The sequence below is a fragment of the Flavobacterium helocola genome (assembly GCF_038289885.1).
Lineage (GTDB): Bacteria > Bacteroidota > Bacteroidia > Flavobacteriales > Flavobacteriaceae > Flavobacterium > Flavobacterium cheniae.
In genome coordinates this window covers 42,805-59,961 of record NZ_JBBYHT010000003.1, presented here as the reverse complement: position 1 = coordinate 59,961, position 17,157 = coordinate 42,805, and the positions used below count along the sequence as shown (strand labels likewise).

Genomic DNA, 17,157 nt, shown 5'->3' with positions numbered 1-17,157 from the left:
TATATGTTTGAGTGATTAAAAAAAGCCCAAACGAATGGGCTTCTAAATTATTTGCTTTGAGAGATAATTACCGCGTCTTCGATATGGTAAATCCAATCTTCCACATCGGTTTCATTATATCTAAAAGTTCCTTTTAAAGTTACATACGTATCGGTTTTTAACTTTGGAAAAGCGCCACCTTTGAATTTGATACCTGCAATTGTTTCTGGTCCTGATTTTCCACAGAAGAAACAAGCGGCAAATACGTTTTTACTTAACGCGTAATTTTTGTTATCAATTGGCACAATGAAACCGCTCATGAAAACGGTTTTCTTTTGCATCATTTTCAATTTCATATTCACTTGTGGAAATTCCACTTCGCCATAAGTCGCGTGTTTTTTACGAACGTATTTGATATCACCTAATAGTTTCCATGTTAGCGTATCTGCTGCTACTGATGTTTTGTCAGTTGTTCTTGCAATAGAAGTTGTGCTATCTGAAAAGCTCATCATCGAAATAAAAACGACTAAAGCTAAACTTAATTTAATATAATTACGCATTTGCTAATGTTTTTGAAATATTTAAATTGTATGCTTTTACGGCTGGAATTAATGCTGCAATAAAGCCCACAAATATAGTTAGTAAAAATAAAGTTCCTTCTTTCTCCCAAATAAATTCGTATGGATTGAAACTCATTTTAAAGTCTTCTTCGGCTGAGTTGGACAACATACTTAATCCTACTCTTCCCAAAATCGTACCAAAAATAAACCCAACAACACATAAAAGCAAACTTTCAATCATTACGACTTTTAAAAGTTGTAATCTTTTGGCTCCGTTAACACGCATTAAGGCAAATTCATTTTCGCGTTCTTTTAATGTATTGTAAAGTGCGATGAAAATCGAAATTCCTGAAATCAACATAATTCCGTATGCTAAATATTGTAAAGCTGAAATTCCAATTCCGAATAAAGAAAACAAACGATTTACTTCAATTGCTGGTGAAGCGACTTGCATCTTGGTGTTTTGCGCGATGATTCTTGGCCAAGTTACAATTCCCATTTTGTTTCGGAATTTAAGTAAAACAGCTGTGATTTCCATTCCAGGTTCATCTAAAGTCATGTCGGCTTCTTCTTGATGTTCTTCTCCTTCTACATGAACGTGACCTTCTTCACCATGCGCTGGATTTTCTGCTTCTTCATGTCCGCCGTGCATTTGCCAAACACTTGGAATCGTACATAAAATCAAATTATCCACTACTTTCCCTGTTGGTTTTGCAATTCCAACAACTTTATATCCGTAATGATCGTGCACTTCTCCTTCTGCCGCATCGCCATGCGAACCGAAGAACTCATCTCCAATTTTTAAACTTAATTTTTTAGCAATATCACTTCCGATTACGACTTCGAAATTCTTTTCGAATAGTTTTCCTTCGGCAATCTTTGCACCATATTTTTCTAAATAATCGGGTGTTGTTCCTAAGATTTTATAACCGCGATAATTATCTCCAAATGCTAACGGAATCGCTTTTTGAACAAACGGATGTTGCATCCAAACTTTTGCCGAATCGTAACTAATATTTCCTGTAGGAGAATCCACTTGGTAAACTGAAGACAATATCAATTGTAACGGACTTCCTTGTGCTCCCATTACCAAATCAACACCATCAATATTGCTTGAAAACTTTTCTTCAAATTGTTTTTCGACTAAAACTAAAGTGGTAATAATCGCGACACTTGAGGTTAGCAAAACAACACTCAAGATGGTATTTAATGGTTTGAACCATATATTTTTCCATGCTAATTTTGCTATCATACTAACGTGATTTTATTAATGAATCTTTCTTTAATTCGGTTATCATGCGTAACGATAAGTAAAGCTGCTTTGTATTCTTTCGATAAAGAAGTCAGCAATTCGATAACTTTTTCAGCATTTTTATCATCTAAACTTGATGTCGGCTCATCTGCTAATAACACTTTTGGTTCGTTCATTAACGCACGCGCAATCGAAACACGTTGTTGTTGACCAATACTTAGTTGTGACGGTAATTTAGACGCTTGATTTTCGATTCCTAATTGTTCTAATAATTTCTTAGCTCTTTTCGTATGCTTTTTACCCGTTGCTAACCAACTTGCCATTTCTAAATTTTCCAAAACGGTTAAAGCACCAATAAAATGCGATTTTTGAAAAACCACTCCAATATGCTTTCCGCGGAATTTATCGGTTGCTTTTTCGGAAAGTGAAACGATATCTGTTTTATCGATTTCTATTTCGCCTTTAGCTGGTTTTAATAATCCCGCCAGAATATGCAAATAGGTAGTTTTTCCTTTACCTGAATCTCCAGTAATTAAAAGCGTATTTCCAGCTTCGCAATACAAATCAGGAAAGATAAATTCTTGCTCTTTACTATAGGAAAATCGTATGTTTTTAGTGCTTATCATTATTGTTTCAGCATTAATTTAGTGTTGCAAGATAACAAATTCGTTTAAAAAATTTCTTAAATAAATTGTAATAATCAGATGTCAAAAAAGAAGCTGAAACGAGTTCAGCTTAACAATTCTTATTTGATTTAATTAACTATTCTTCATCATGTGTACACAAACCTACAATTGTATGAAAAGTGTCATGTAAACCATTTAAAGCTTTAGTGATTTTTGCATCAGATGCTTTAGATTTCACTAATTTATCCAATGCTTTACTGTCTTTTGCTAATTTATTAACCGAAGCTACAATTTCTTTTTTATTGAATTGAGCTGGAATTTTTGCCATTTTTAAAGCATTTGCTTTTTCAGCCATTTCAGCGCTTCTTTCTTTGATAGGTTGCAAGTTTCCTTCTTCACTTGGATGAAACGTTTGTGACATTACTTTGTGAAACGTTTTGATTTCTGGCCAAGCTGCAAAAGTATCCGGTTTTGGCATTGCTGCTTTGTATCTTTTGCTTACTTCTGTCCAATTTACAACACTCCATAAAGCAGATAGATAATCGGCTCTTTTATTTTGATACTTTAAGTAATAAGCATGTTCCCAAACATCGATTCCGAAGATTGGCGTTCCTTTTACTTCTGCAATATCCATTAATGGATTATCTTGATTTGGTGTTGAACTAACAACTAATTTTCCTTCTTTAGTAACAACCAACCAAGCCCAACCTGAACCAAAACGACTTGCTCCAGCTGCATTTAATTTTTCTTTCAACACATCAAAACTTCCGAAAGTTTCATTTACTGCTTTTTCTAATTCAGCAGACATTTTAGTGTTTTTCTCTGGTGTTAAAACCGACCAAAATAAATCGTGATTATAATGTCCACCACCGTTATTACGAACCGCTGCAGGCATAGTAGAAACTTTTGCAAAAATTTCGTTCAAGCTTAATTTTTCATCAGCAGTTCCTGCTAAAGCCGTATTTAGATTTTTAACATAAGCCGCATGGTGCTTACTGTAATGAATTTCCATAGTTTGCGCATCTACAAATGGCTCCAATGCATTATACGCATACGGCAATGCTTTTTGTGTAAACTGAGCCGATGCTGTTAATGTTACTAAAAGTGTGGAAACTAAAAGTTTTATGTTTTTCATGTTGTATTAATTTTTGATAAAAATACGGCTTATCGATTAGATAAAAAACTACCAAATCTTAAAATTTCCATAATTGTTGGGTTTAAACGCAAAGAACGCTGAGATTTTTCGCAAAGTTCGCTATGAAATTAATTTTTGAATTTCTTCAATCTGTGTTCCAAAAAAGCAAAGCGTCTCTGTGGATCTCTCTCAAAATAAAGTTATTCAAAAAAACTCAATGAATCTCTGTGTAAACTCTATTCAATGAAAAACTATGTGACTATGTGTTTCAAAAAAAATCAAAAAATCCCTTCATCTTGAAAACTCAAATAACCGTTTTCGGTAATGATGAGATGATCTAAAACCTGAATTTCTAAGGTTTGCCCTGCTTCTTTGATCCGTTTCGTGATTTTTAAATCGGCATCACTTGCCATTAATTTTCCTGATGGATGATTATGAGAAAGAATTAAACCCGTTGCGTTTTGTTCGAATGCTATTTTGAAAATTATGCGAATATCCACGACTGTACCTGTGATTCCTCCTTTTGAGAGTTGGGCTTTGTAGATGACTTTATTGGAATTATTGAGATATAATACCCAAAATTCTTCGTGAGGCAATTCGCCAATAATGGGTTGCATGATATCAAAAACTGCTTTACTGGAAGTGATTTTTTTGAGTTCAATAGCGTCTTCGGCCCTGCGTCTTCTTCCTAATTCTAAAGCTGCGGCAATAGAAATGGCTTTGGCTTCTCCTATTCCTTTGAATTGCATAAGTTGGGAAACCGACATTTTTCCTAGCGTATTTAGATTGTTTTCTGAGGAAGCTAAAATGCGTTGACACAATTGCACGGCGCTCTCATTTCGAGAACCGGAACCAATTAAAATAGCAAGTAATTCGGAATCAGATAAGGTAGATTTACCTTTTAGAAGAAACTTTTCACGTGGGCGATCGTCTTCAGCCCATTGATTGATTGGCGTGTACATAAAAATTTATTTTGGCGTTTATAAAAACAAAGCTAATTAAAAAATCTAAAAAATGAAAAAAATCTAAACTTTTACCACATAGAAACATAGGTTTGATTTTCATTTAGTAAGGCATTTTATTTTAGATAGGTTACAGAGAAGCTACATGAATCAATTTGTTGACTATGAAATTCTTATTTTTCTATGTTTCTATGTGGTTTTAAAAAACCTGCAAAATAAATGGCTCAAAAATTGCGTTTTAAATAATAAAATAAAAAACATGAAACTATTTATTTCTATACTTTTAATCTACTTTTCTTTTGGATGTAAGAAATCTGAAACTATTGCTGAAAACATATCGGAATCAAAACACACGACTCAACTTATAGAAAATCCAACTGATTTCTATGAAAAACTATCCAATGCCGCGATTTCGATAATTGATCCTGAAGTGGTTTACACGCCGGCTTATGTTGGGATAAAATATCCAAATGGTGATGTTCCTGCAAAAACAGGAGTTTGTACAGATGTAGTCATTCGTGCGTATCGAAAATTAGGAATTGATTTGCAAAAAGAAGTGCATGAAGACTTGAAAGCCAACTTTTCATTGTATCCCAATTTAAAAAAATGGGGTTTAAAAACCACAGATAAAAATATCGACCACAGAAGAGTTTCTAATTTAGAGGTTTTCTTTGCTCGGAAAGGAAAAACTTTACCTATTACGCAAAATCCAAAAGACTACAAAACGGGCGATTTAGTTACTTGGATGATTAATGATAAATTACCTCATATTGGTATTGTAACGCACATAAAATCAAGCAACGGAAACCCAATGATTGTGCACAACGTGGGAAGCGGACAAGTTTTAGAAGATTGTTTACTGAGTTGGAAAATTGTGGGACATTTTAGGTATGGGAAATAACACAACCAATCTATTTTTTGTTTTTATTGAATTTATATCGTCTATAAAACCATCCCGTTTGATAACCTTCAAAACCCAAATATTTATTTTTTTTGCTTTTCAACTCTTCTTCTAATGAATCGAAATTTGACAAAAAAACTTTAACTAACTCGGATGTTTCGCCATTTTTGAAATAAATTACTATTGATTTTGATTTCCATCCATTTTTCCCAAAATAAGCTTCAGATTTTGAATATCCTAAAATTTCATCTAAAGTGTTTTTCTTAAATTTAAATTTATTTAAATCAAAAATGGATATACAATTATCCTCAATTTCTAAATATTTGAAATAAAATCCAAAGAAATATGATAAATGAAAAACAATATAACCCGTAAACAATATAAAAAACAATGCCGCTAGAAAAAGTCCAAAGTCAAAGTTCAAACATATCTTGGTAAAAAAAACTTTTAAAGTTTGAAAAAACAATAAAACAAACCCAATAATAAAAGCAAATTTTATTGTTGGAAAAAGGATTTTTGGATAGAACTTTTTTTTCAAAATGGAATGTTTATAATATGATTTTATTTTTCAAAAAATTTAAAGTAATTCATTCATAACGTTGTAATTATTTTCCTTTAATGAATTCATAAATAAATCTCTTCGTTTTTTTGTGAACTCAATCCTAAAATCTACAATATCATGATTATTCTTTAATTTTATATTCATAAATTTACCTCCTAAATTACCCGACTTATTACTGTAAAATCTAATCTGTTCAATTTCATCTTTCTGAAAAACTTTTTTTCTAATAAACCAAAAAGGTCTTACAATTGATACTTCGTTCTTCGAAACCGTAAAGTATTTCAAATAATGAATACAATACAAAAAAGTAATAATCAATATTGCAATTAAATAGAAATTTACTTTTTCTGAACTCAAATAATCAACATAAGTAAAAACTGAAACTGGAAGAATCAATAACAAGATATTCAAATACGAATACCAAGCAATTTTCGAATTATACAAAATTTCCTTCTCCATTTATTCAATCAACCCTTTCACCTCATCAAAATTCAATCCGCCGTAATTTCCTGAACTCATTAATAGTAAAGCGGAATTATCTAAATTTTGGCTGAATAAAAAGTCTTTGAATTCGGTTGGGTTGGTGTAAATAATCAAATCTTCTCTTTGGAACGATTGTGCAATTTGGTCGTACGTTACCTCTTCCAAACGTTTGATTTTTACGGCATCGGGCGAATAGAAAACTACTGCAACATCCGCTGCGTCTAATGCTCCTTGGTATTCTTTTAAAAATTCTGCATATAAACTGCTATAGGTATGCAATTCTAAACAAGCGATTAATTTTCTATCTGGATATTGTGCTTTTACGGCTTTTGTAGTAGCAGAAACTTTACTTGGCGAATGCGCAAAATCTTTATACGCGACTTTATTAGCACTTTCGGCAATTTTTTCTAATCGTTTTGAAGCGCCTTTGAAACTAGCAATGGCTTCGTAAAATTCGGCTTCGTCAACGCCCATGCATTGGCAAATCCATTTGGCACCAGCTAAATTGCTTAAATTGTGTGCTCCAAACACTTCAATTGGCATTGGACCTTCTGGTGTATCTAATAAAGTTGTTCCGTTTTCAACAGTATAACTTGGGGTTTGATAAGCAATTTTTCGGATTTGATTTTCGGTTTCTTCGGCTACTGATTTTACGGCTTCGTCTTCTTCGTTGTATACTAAAATTCCGCCACGAGTGATTTGGTTAGCGAAAATTCTGAATTGTTCTACATAATTATCAAAAGTAGGAAACACATTAATATGATCCCAAGCAATTCCTGACAACAAGGCAATATTCGGTTGGTACAAATGGAATTTTGGTCGCAAATCAATTGGAGAAGTCAAATATTCATCGCCTTCTAATACGATAAAATCGTTGTCTTCAGTTAAATGTACCATCGTATCGAAACCTTCCAACTGTGCTCCCACCATATAATCCACTTCGATATTGTGATAATGCATCACGTGTAAAATCATCGAAGTAATCGTAGTTTTTCCGTGCGAACCACCAATAACTACTCGAGTTTTATTTTTCGATTGTTCGTATAAAAATTCGGGATATGAATATATTTTCAAGCCTAATTCTTGCGCTTTTAATAATTCAGGATTATCAGCTTTAGCGTGCATTCCTAAAATAATTGCTTCAATATCGGTTGTAATTTTTTCTGGAAACCAACCTTCTTCGGCTGGCAACAATCCTTTTTTCTCCAAACGCGATTTTGAAGGCTCAAAAATAGCGTCATCGCTACCCGTTACGTGATATCCTTTGTTGTGTAATGCTAATGCTAAATTGTGCATGGCCGCTCCGCCAATGGCTATGAAATGTAGCCCCCTAACCCCCGAAGGGGGAATACTTTGTGTGTTATTTTTATTAGTCATTTATCGTTTATTTTTATCCTCATTTTTAAGTCCCTCCTTTGGAGGGTTGGGGAGGCTTATTTTTCAAATTGTTCTTTTAACTTATTTGCTTTCGCTTTATCTTTCAGTTTGTTCAAATATAAGTCATATAATTTTTCGAAGGTAGTTTTTGAATTACCAATTTCGTGCGCTTTTTTATAATGACTTTCAGCTTTAGTAAAGCGACTAAAATAGACATCAATATATCCTTTTGCCAAATAGCCATCCACTTTTGAAAGCATTATTAATTCATCGGCATACTTTTGTGCTTTTTTCTCACTTCCGCCAATGATTCCTGGTAGTTCGATATACAACATTACTAATGCCCAACGTGTTTCGATATGTTTACTATCTAATTTAGCTGCAGTTAAAAACGATTCTTCTACTTCGTCAATCATTCCTAAAGCTTTGAATTTATTGGATTCTTTAGCTTTCATTCCCAATGCGCCACCATATTTGTACCAATAATTAGCGTTTTTAGGATAACTAACTTTTAGTTTTTTATAGTTTGTAATCGCAGCATCCCAATCTTTTTGATGTCCGGCAATATCACCAAGATATTCAATGGTTTTTATATGATTCGGTTGCGATTTTAAATGTTCGGAAAATAGTTTCTCGGCTTCGTTGTATTTTTTTTGCGCATACAATTTCTCGGCCTTTTCAAACGTTGATTGTGAAAAGACTGAAAACGAAATAATTAGAAAAAAGATTTGGATGATTTTCATATGTTTTAATAACATTTTCATAGGTAACATATGGTATCGCTTTTTATTATTGGAATTTGCTTGCGCAAACTTTTTTAGTGGCGATTTCATTTTTCAAAAATAGTGAAATGATTTTGGATATTCCGCATAAAAAAACGACTTGATTACTCAAGTCGTTTTTTTTTTTTTGTTTTTTAAAATTTATTAAAAATTGTGAAATTATTTTGTATATTCCGAAAAAAAAAACGACTTGATTACTCAAGTCGTTTTTATTTGTTTGTATTTAAAAATTACTTCACAATTGTCATTTCGTCAACAATGTGTTTAGCTCCTGAGAAATTCTCAATTACCCATAACACGTAACGAATATCAACGTTGATTGTTCTTTGTAATTTTTTATCAAAGATTACGTCACCTGCCATAGCTTCGATGTTTCCGTCGAATGCTAAACCAATTAACTCACCTTTTCCATTTAATACTGGTGAACCTGAGTTTCCTCCTGTAATATCGTTATCAGTTAAGAAATTTACGTGTAAAGAACCATCTTTATCTGCATAACGACCAAAATCTTTAGCAGCATTCATTTCTAATACTCTTGTAGGTAAATCAAATTCTAAATCACCTTTTTTGTATTTTTTAACTTGACCTGCTAATGTAGTGTAGTTGTTGATTGAAGCATCATTACGTTTGTCAGCTGGTAAAGAACGAACTTTTCCATAAGTTAAACGTAAAGTTGAATTTGCATCTGGATATTTGATTTCTCCAATTTTAGATTCTCTTAAACCTTCAACTAATAAACGGAAAGATGCACCAAAATCATTTTGAGATTTGATTAATTCTTCACTTCTAAAGCTGTAGTGATTTAACATATCATTCGTTAAAACGAAAAGTGGATCATTTTTAAGTAATTCTTCTGATGGTAAATCTAAGAATGCTTTTACTCTATCAACTGAAGTAAAAATACTTAAATCAAATGCTGCATTTACATATTTAGTAAAATCGCCATTGTTTTCTTTAGCTAGTTTTTCAACCATTGGAGCTAAAGTATAACCAGCTTTTTTAGCATATAAATTTAATTGAGCAGCTAAAATATCTTTTTCTGCTGGAATATGTAATTCACTATGCATTCCTTGAGCCATTTCTAAAATAGCTGGCGCCATTTGTGCTCTTTTTGTAGCATCTGCTTTAGCATAGTTTTCTAATTGTCTTCCTAAACCTCTGCTAACTGTTCCAAAAGCTGATGTTCTGAATAATTGCATCATGTAGTTATCATGACGCGATTTTTCATTCGTCATTGCATAAAACTTATTAATTGTAGGAACTACATTACCATACTTAGCTTTATTAGCTGGTTGGTTAGCCCATTTGTGGAATTTAGCTTCTTGAGCTGCTTTTGTTTTAGCTGTACCAAATTTTGATAACGCATCAATCATTCCTTGACGGTTTTTCCAGTAGTTAGCTACTCCTGCAAATTTTGAAGCATAAATAAGGTTTAAAGCATCCGACTGAACCATATATTTTTTCATATTGTCCATTCCTGTTTTTGAACCTTCAACCCAAGCTGGATAAGCAAATTTTACGTTTTGCTCAATTCCACCTGCTGGCATCCAACGGTTAGTTCTACCTGGATAACCTAAAATCATAGCGAAGTCATTTTCTTTAACACCACCAATATTTACTGGTAAATAATGTTTTGGTTTTAAAGGAACATTGTTTGTAGAATATTCAGCTGGATTACCGTTTGCATCAGCATACACTCTAAACATAGAGAAATCTGCAGTATGACGAGGCCATTCCCAGTTATCAGTATCACCACCAAATTTTCCTAAACTTTCAGGTGGAGTTCCTACTAAACGAACATCTTTGAAATCTTGGTAAACGAAATAGTAATATTCATTTCCTTGAAAAAATGGACGAACAGAAACCGTATATTTTCCACCTTCATTATTTTCTTTTTCAATTTTAGCGATTTCAGCATTGATAGCTTTTTCTCTATCAGCTTCGCTCATTGTAGGATTTACAACAGATAAAATTCTTTTTGTACAATCGTCCATACGAACAAAGAAACGTACATATAAACTTGATGGTTTTAATTCATCTGCTCTGTTTTTTGCCCAATACCCATTTTTTAAATAATTTTTTTCTGCTGATGATAATTCTGCAATAGCATCATATCCACAGTGGTGATTGGTTAAAACTAATCCGTCTTTTGAAATCATTTCAGCAGTACATCCACCGTTAAATTGCACAATTGCATCTTTTAAACTGTGGTTGTTGATACTGTAAATTTCTTCGGCTGTTAATTGCAAGCCCATTTTTTGCATGTCGCGGTGATTTAAACGCTCAATGAACATTAAAAACCACATTCCCTCATCTGCTTTTACCGAAGCTGGCACAAGCATTATTGCAGAAACGACAAATAATAATAATTTTTTCATAATAAATATGTGTTCTTTTGATTTGTGTGGCGAATATACTTAAAAATACGATTTTGATAAAATTATCACTTCAAAATCAGATTAGATTGAAGCAATTTTAACTTTTTATTATAAAAACTAGATTAAAAACAAAAAAGCATCTCCAAATTGAAGATGCTTTTTCTTACTTTTTATACTCTTTTATTTTTCTTCTACATTTAACATTTGCCACAATTTATCTTTCAACTCTTGTAAACCTTGTTGCGCAACAGAAGAAATAAACATATAAGGTGTTCCTTTAAATTCTTTGTCCAATTGTTTTTTCAATTCTGCCTTTAATTCATCGTCTAACATATCGCATTTTGAAATCACAATCAAACGATCTTTGTCCAACATTTCTGGGTTGTAACGACGTAATTCATCTAACAGAATTTCGTATTCTTTCTTAATATCATCTGCATCAGCTGGCACTAAAAATAACAAAGTTGAATTACGCTCAATATGACGCAAGAAATAATGACCTAATCCTTTTCCTTCCGCCGCACCTTCAATAATTCCCGGAATATCAGCCATTACAAACGATTGAAAATCTCTGTAAGCTACAATTCCTAAATTAGGTTTTAAAGTCGTAAACGGATAATCAGCAATTTTTGGCTTAGCCGAAGTTAAAACTGAAAGTAACGTTGATTTTCCTGCATTGGGAAAACCTACCAAACCTACATCTGCTAATACTTTTAATTCTAAAGTAACATCTACTTCTTTTACAGGCATTCCTGGTTGCGCATAACGAGGTGTTTGGTTGGTTGAACTTCTAAAATTCCAGTTTCCTAAACCACCTTTACCACCTTCTGCAATAATTTTAACCTCATCGTGCTCAGTAATTTCGAACAAAACATCTCCTGTTTCTTGATCTTTTACAACAGTTCCTAATGGTACTTCTATGTATTTATCTTCTCCATCATGTCCTGTACTTCTTGAACTTCCTCCATCACCTCCGTGACCTGCGCGCATGTGTTTCAAGAACTTCAAGTGAAATAAAGTCCAAAGATTTTTATTTCCTTTGATATATACGTGACCTCCACGACCACCATCTCCACCATCAGGCCCACCCTTTTCAATAAATTTTTCTCTGTGTAAATGCGACGAACCTTTTCCTCCCTTTCCGGAAGAAACATATATTTTTACGTAGTCTACAAAATTTCCCTCTGTCATTTTTTCTTTTATTCTTTTAAATTGGTAATTAAAACTTTATCAATTTTAACACCGTCCATATCAATAACTTCGAACTCTAATTTGTTCCAAATTAACTTTTGTCCTTGTTTTGGGATTATCCCTAATTCTGTTATGATTAATCCACTAACTGTTGTTACTTCGTAATCACCTGTTAACTCATCCATATCGAAATAAGTTAAGAAATCGTGTAACGAATAATGTCCGTCAACTAACCACGAACCATCTTCTCTTGCCACAATTTTAAATTCGTCTTCATAGAAATCAGCCGCATCTCCTACTAACGCCTCTAAAATATCGTTTAATGTAATAATTCCCTGGAAAACACCGTGCTCATCGGTAACCAAAGCATAATGTACTTTTGAAAGTTTAAAATTTTCCAATGCTTTGTATGCCGAGGTATGTTCAATAAAATAAACCGGTTCTCTGGTAATCGCTTTTAAATCGAAATTTCCTTTCTCGAAATTAGAAAACAAATCTTTTAATAAAACGATTCCTTCCACATCATCTAAATTATCCGCACAAACGGGATAAACCGAATGCAATTCATCTAAAACTTTCGCTTTAATTTCTTCAATTGTGTCTTCATAAGACAAATACACAATTGAATTTCGGTGTGTCATTAACGAATTTACTTTTCTATCTCCAATATGAAAAACACGTTCCACAATATCTTGTTCAATTTCTTGAACTTCTCCTACTTCTGTTCCTTCCTTAATAATAGCTTTGATTTCTTCTTCGGTAACTTTGCCATCAGCGGTTGGTTTTATTTGAAGCATTTTCAATAAAAACTCGGTCGACGTAGTCAATAACCATATAAAAGGCATTGTTATCGTTGAAACCAATTTCATTGGAACGGCAACTGCTTTAGCAATTCCTTCAGGATAATTCAAGCCAATTCTTTTAGGCAATAATTCTCCTAAAACCAAAGAGAAAAAGGTTAATACCACAACCACAATTCCAACTGCAACAGAATTTGCATAAGGTTTTAGCGCTTCAAAAGTGGCTACAAAATTTTGAACATCAGTAGTGATTTTATCTCCCGAATAAATACCCGTTAAAATTCCGATTAAGGTAATTCCGATTTGAACTGTTGATAAGAATTCATTTGGTGAATTAGCTAAATCTAAGGCTGCTTTAGCATTTTTGTTCCCTTTTTTTGCTGCTGTTTCTAAACGGTTTTTACGTGCTGAAATCAATGCGATTTCGGACATTGAAAAAACACCGTTTAAAAGAATCAGAAAGAGAATGATTAAAATTTCCATAGTTAAAATTATAAAAAAAGAGCTAAAATCCCAAATTACGGAAATAGCTCCTTTTCTGTGTGCAAATATCGAAAAAAAAATCGAAAGCCCGAAATTTATCTCAAAGGCTTATTTTTCTATTAAAATGTGTCTAAAACTAAACTCAATCTTTCAGTAACTTCTTGAATAGATCCAATACCGTCAACTGCGTAAAATTTGTGTTGCGCTTTGTAATAATCCATTAATGGCGCGGTTTTTTCGTTATACTCTTGGTAACGATTTCTGATTTTTTCTTCATCTTGATCGTCTGGTCTACCTGAAGTTTTTCCTCTTTCTAACAAACGTTGCACTAAGATTTCATCATTCGCTTCCAAAGCAACTGTAGCTGTAATTTCTTGATTTTTACCTTCTAAAAACTTATCTAAAGCTTCAGCTTGAGCAATTGTTCTTGGAAAACCATCAAATAAAAAACCTGCTGCTTGTGGATTTTTGTCTACTTCACTTTGCAACATTTTAATAGTTACTTCATCTGGAACCAAATCACCTTTATCCATAAAAGTTTTAGCTAATCTTCCTAATTCAGTATCATTTTTAATGTTAAATCTAAAAATATCTCCTGTAGATAAATGAACTAAATTGTATTTGTGCTTTAAAAAATCGGCTTGTGTTCCTTTTCCTGCTCCTGGTTTACCAAATAATACGATATTGATCATTGTTTTGTTATGTTAAGTTGTAATAGTTAGTTATTCTGATAATTGATAAATGTCTTTTAAATTTCTTCCTAAACCATCGTAGTCTAAACCATATCCTACTATAAATTTATTTGGAATTCGAATACCTACATAATCTAATTTAATGTCTTTTGTATAGGCTTCTGGTTTTAAGAATAAAGTAGCAATTTTGAAATGTTTCACATTGTGTTGCTTCATAATAGCTTTTAATTCCTCAATCGTATTTCCAGTATCTACAATATCTTCCACGATAATTACAGAACGACCTTCTAAACTTTGGTTCAAACCAATTAGTTCTTTTACTTCGTTTGTGGTTTGTGTTCCTTCGTATGATGTCATTTTTACAAATGAAACTTCGCAATTATGACTGTATTTTTTTAACAAATCGGCCACAACCATAAAAGAGCCATTCAAAACTCCAATAAAAACAGGGACGTCATCGCAAAAATCGTCTTCAATTTGTTTTGCCATGTTTTCAATGGCGAAGTTAATTTCCTCTCCCGAAATAAAAACTTCAAATTTCTTATCGTGTAGTTGTATCACTTTGGTTAGATTTAGAAATAAACAACAAATTTAAGAAAGTCAAATGAATAGCTACAAAGTATTTCAACTTTTTTGCAAATTTGATATATTTACCGAATGAAAAGTCAAATGTATCAGAAAATCGAAGAAAGCACTTGCCATGTTGCCAGCCGAAAAATGGTTAGTAATTTTGCTATGAAAGATGAAAATCATCTAAAAGAAATGATACAACTTGCTTTTGACACAAAAGATGAATTACATGTAAAAGCCTTTTGGAGTTTGGATTTGGTTTGCGAAAAGAAACTGAAACAATTTGTTCCTTATATTGAAGATTTTTGTAGCGTTCTTCCAAAAATAAAAGATGATTCTGCATTACGACCAGCGACTAAAATCGCTTTCTTTTTAGTGAAAAGCAATCACAGAAAAAACGGAATTTCTCTCACACAACAACAAGAACACAATTTAATAGAAGCCTTAATTGACCGATTGATTCAAGACGAAAAAGTAGCTGCAAAAGTGTATGCTATGAAAGCCCTTTTTGTCTTGGGAAAGAAATACGATTGGGTTCACGAAGAATTAAAAACGATTATTTCTCAAGATTATTCGAATCATACCGCAGCTTACCAAGCGGCAACTCGAAATCTTTTGAAAAAACTCAACAAGTAACAAATTGTTAATTATCAATTGTTAATTATCAATTGTCTGAGTATCTTTGCGACACAAACAACAACACTACGAAATGAATTATTTTTCTTCTGATTTTAAATTAGGAATTTTAGGAGGAGGTCAATTAGGAAAAATGCTTTTGACCGAAACTCGAAAATTTGATATTCAAACTTTAGTTTTAGAACCAAGCGAAGAAGCTCCAGCACGATACAGTTGCAACGGATTTTACAAAGGCAGTTTAATGGATTTTGATACGGTTTACCAATTTGGTAAAATGGTCGATTTGTTAACTATCGAAATTGAGAATGTAAATCTAGATGCTTTAGATAAATTGGAAGAAGAAGGATTGCCGATTTACCCATCGCCAAAAACCTTACGTTTGATTCAAAACAAAGGAAAACAAAAAGATTATTACGTTTCAAACGATATTCCTACTTCGCCACACCAACGCTTTGTTGATTTGAACGATTTGAGAACTGCATTAGCAAAAGACGAATTAGAATTTCCGTTTGTATGGAAATGTGCGCAATTTGGTTACGATGGAAATGGCGTTAAAATTTGTCGCTCAGCATTAGACTTGGTAAAATTACCCGATGTGGAATGCATTGCTGAAGAAATGGTTCCGTTCAAAAATGAATTAGCGGTAATTGTAGCGCGTTCGGTTTCTGGAGAAGTGAAAACCTATCCTGTAGTAGAAATGGAATTTCATCCTGAAGCTAATCAAGTTGAATATGTAATTTGTCCTGCACGTATCGATGAAAAAGTAGCACAAAAAGCTACAGAAGTTGCATTAAAAGTTTCGGAAGCATTTAATCATGTTGGTCTATTAGCAGTAGAAATGTTTCAAACTGAAGACGATGAAATTTTGGTAAACGAAGTTGCTCCTCGCCCACATAATTCTGGACATTATTCAATTGAAGCGAGTTATACTTCGCAATTCGAAAACCATTTACGTGCGATTTTAAACTTACCTTTAGGAAATACCGATAGTAAAGTTGCCGGAATTATGGTAAATTTGGTAGGTGAAGAAGGTTTTTCTGGACAAGTAGTTTACGAAAACATAGAAAAAATCATGGCAATCGACGGAGTAACACCACATATTTACGGAAAAAGAGAAACAAGACCTTTCCGAAAAATGGGACACGTTACGATTGTAAATGAAAACATGACGGAAGCAAGAAGAATTGCTGAAGAAGTAAAGAATAGTATTAGAGTAATTAGTTCAACAATTGAATAAAACTTATGAGTAAAATAGCAATAATAATGGGAAGCATTTCGGATATGCCAGTAATGCAAGAAGCCATTGACATATTAAAAGGATTTGATATTGAAACCGAAGTAGATATTGTTTCGGCACATCGTACACCAGAAAAATTATTTGATTTCAGTAAAAACGCACACGAAAGAGGTATTTCAGTAATTATTGCTGGTGCTGGTGGTGCGGCTCATTTACCTGGAATGGTTGCTTCTATGTCGCCACTTCCTGTAATTGGTGTTCCTGTAAAATCGAGCAATTCTATTGATGGGTGGGATTCGGTTTTATCGATTTTGCAAATGCCAGGTGGAGTTCCTGTAGCAACTGTAGCATTAAACGGAGCAAAAAATGCCGGAATATTAGCCGCACAAATTATCGGAAGTGCTGATAAATGTGTTTTGGATAAAATCATCGCTTACAAAGAAGGATTGAAACAAGCTGTTTTAAAAGCTTCTGAAGGATTGAAATAAAAATAGAAAATCCCGAGTTATTGCTAATTCGGGATTTCTACTCACAATTAAGTGACAACTATA

At 33.0% G+C, this 17,157-nt stretch carries 17 protein-coding genes and 1 pseudogene; 4 read left to right on the top strand and 14 right to left on the bottom strand.

Annotated elements, in window-relative coordinates; all coding sequences use genetic code 11:
- Positions 1-47: 47 nt before the first annotated feature.
- The 5 genes and pseudogenes from AAEO58_RS07415 to radC all read right to left on the bottom strand — a co-directional run bounded on the left by AAEO58_RS07415 (position 48) and on the right by radC (position 4,514).
- The gene (locus AAEO58_RS07415; RefSeq protein WP_341682866.1) at positions 48-539 is read right to left on the bottom strand and encodes a hypothetical protein; all 492 of its coding nucleotides are present in this window, start codon (positions 537-539) and stop codon (positions 48-50) included.
- Positions 532-1,791 carry an ABC transporter permease gene (locus tag AAEO58_RS07410; RefSeq protein WP_341682865.1) on the bottom strand — a complete coding sequence of 420 codons (1,260 nt, stop codon included), beginning with the start codon at positions 1,789-1,791 and terminating at the stop codon, positions 532-534. The genes AAEO58_RS07415 and AAEO58_RS07410 overlap by 8 nt, the downstream gene beginning before the upstream one ends.
- Positions 1,788-2,417 carry an ABC transporter ATP-binding protein gene (locus tag AAEO58_RS07405; RefSeq protein WP_341682864.1) on the bottom strand — a complete coding sequence of 210 codons (630 nt, stop codon included), beginning with the start codon at positions 2,415-2,417 and terminating at the stop codon, positions 1,788-1,790. Before AAEO58_RS07405 ends, AAEO58_RS07410 begins: the two co-directional genes overlap by 4 nt.
- Positions 2,418-2,892: 475 nt before the next feature.
- Positions 2,893-3,552 (bottom strand): annotated as a pseudogene (locus AAEO58_RS07400) (superoxide dismutase); the annotation flags it as partial.
- A gap of 278 nt (positions 3,553-3,830) precedes the next feature.
- Entirely contained in the window at positions 3,831-4,514 is a 684-nt protein-coding gene (gene radC / locus AAEO58_RS07395) for a RadC family protein (protein ID WP_341682863.1), read from the bottom strand.
- A gap of 259 nt (positions 4,515-4,773) precedes the next feature.
- On the opposite strand from radC, the gene AAEO58_RS07390 reads away from it, so the two are divergent.
- Complete coding sequence (locus tag AAEO58_RS07390; protein WP_341682862.1) at positions 4,774-5,415, top strand: DUF1287 domain-containing protein; 642 nt, start codon at positions 4,774-4,776, stop codon at positions 5,413-5,415.
- Positions 5,416-5,425: 10 nt separating this feature from the next.
- Here AAEO58_RS07390 and AAEO58_RS07385 read toward each other — a convergent pair whose 3' ends face one another.
- The 9 genes from AAEO58_RS07385 to hpt form a co-directional block, all read right to left on the bottom strand.
- Positions 5,426-5,839, bottom strand: coding sequence for a hypothetical protein (locus AAEO58_RS07385; protein ID WP_341682861.1), 414 nt, complete (start codon positions 5,837-5,839; stop codon positions 5,426-5,428).
- Positions 5,840-5,992: 153 nt separating this feature from the next.
- A complete protein-coding gene (locus AAEO58_RS07380; RefSeq protein ID WP_341682860.1) occupies positions 5,993-6,436 on the bottom strand; it encodes a hypothetical protein in 444 nt (147 codons plus the stop codon).
- Positions 6,437-7,837, bottom strand: coding sequence for a UDP-N-acetylmuramate--L-alanine ligase (locus AAEO58_RS07375; RefSeq protein ID WP_341682859.1), 1,401 nt, complete (start codon positions 7,835-7,837; stop codon positions 6,437-6,439).
- Between the two features lie 56 nt (positions 7,838-7,893).
- The gene (locus AAEO58_RS07370; RefSeq protein WP_423972057.1) at positions 7,894-8,670 is read right to left on the bottom strand and encodes a tetratricopeptide repeat protein; all 777 of its coding nucleotides are present in this window, start codon (positions 8,668-8,670) and stop codon (positions 7,894-7,896) included.
- Positions 8,671-8,849: 179 nt separating this feature from the next.
- Positions 8,850-10,997: a S46 family peptidase gene (locus tag AAEO58_RS07365; protein ID WP_341682858.1), complete on the bottom strand. Its 2,148-nt coding sequence runs from the start codon at positions 10,995-10,997 to the stop codon at positions 8,850-8,852.
- A 180-nt stretch (positions 10,998-11,177) separates the two neighbouring features.
- On the bottom strand, positions 11,178-12,188 hold the full coding sequence (gene obgE / locus AAEO58_RS07360) for a GTPase ObgE (protein WP_341682857.1): 1,011 nt from the start codon (positions 12,186-12,188) through the stop codon (positions 11,178-11,180).
- A gap of 8 nt (positions 12,189-12,196) precedes the next feature.
- Positions 12,197-13,420 carry a hemolysin family protein gene (locus AAEO58_RS07355; RefSeq protein WP_242004808.1) on the bottom strand — a complete coding sequence of 408 codons (1,224 nt, stop codon included), beginning with the start codon at positions 13,418-13,420 and terminating at the stop codon, positions 12,197-12,199.
- Between the two features lie 170 nt (positions 13,421-13,590).
- A complete protein-coding gene (locus tag AAEO58_RS07350; RefSeq protein WP_341682856.1) occupies positions 13,591-14,163 on the bottom strand; it encodes an adenylate kinase in 573 nt (190 codons plus the stop codon).
- Positions 14,164-14,193: 30 nt separating this feature from the next.
- Positions 14,194-14,724, bottom strand: coding sequence for a hypoxanthine phosphoribosyltransferase (hpt, locus tag AAEO58_RS07345; protein ID WP_341682855.1), 531 nt, complete (start codon positions 14,722-14,724; stop codon positions 14,194-14,196).
- Positions 14,725-14,832: 108 nt separating this feature from the next.
- Between hpt and AAEO58_RS07340 the strand changes: the two genes are divergently transcribed.
- From AAEO58_RS07340 to purE, 3 genes are all read left to right on the top strand, one after another.
- Positions 14,833-15,369 (top strand): hypothetical protein, encoded by a 537-nt coding sequence (locus AAEO58_RS07340; RefSeq protein WP_341682854.1) that lies wholly within the window; start codon positions 14,833-14,835, stop codon positions 15,367-15,369.
- Between the two features lie 73 nt (positions 15,370-15,442).
- A complete protein-coding gene (locus AAEO58_RS07335) occupies positions 15,443-16,606 on the top strand; it encodes a 5-(carboxyamino)imidazole ribonucleotide synthase (RefSeq protein ID WP_341682853.1) in 1,164 nt (387 codons plus the stop codon).
- Between the two features lie 5 nt (positions 16,607-16,611).
- Positions 16,612-17,094 (top strand): 5-(carboxyamino)imidazole ribonucleotide mutase, encoded by a 483-nt coding sequence (purE, locus tag AAEO58_RS07330; protein ID WP_341682852.1) that lies wholly within the window; start codon positions 16,612-16,614, stop codon positions 17,092-17,094.
- The last annotated feature ends 63 nt before the right edge of the window (positions 17,095-17,157 follow it).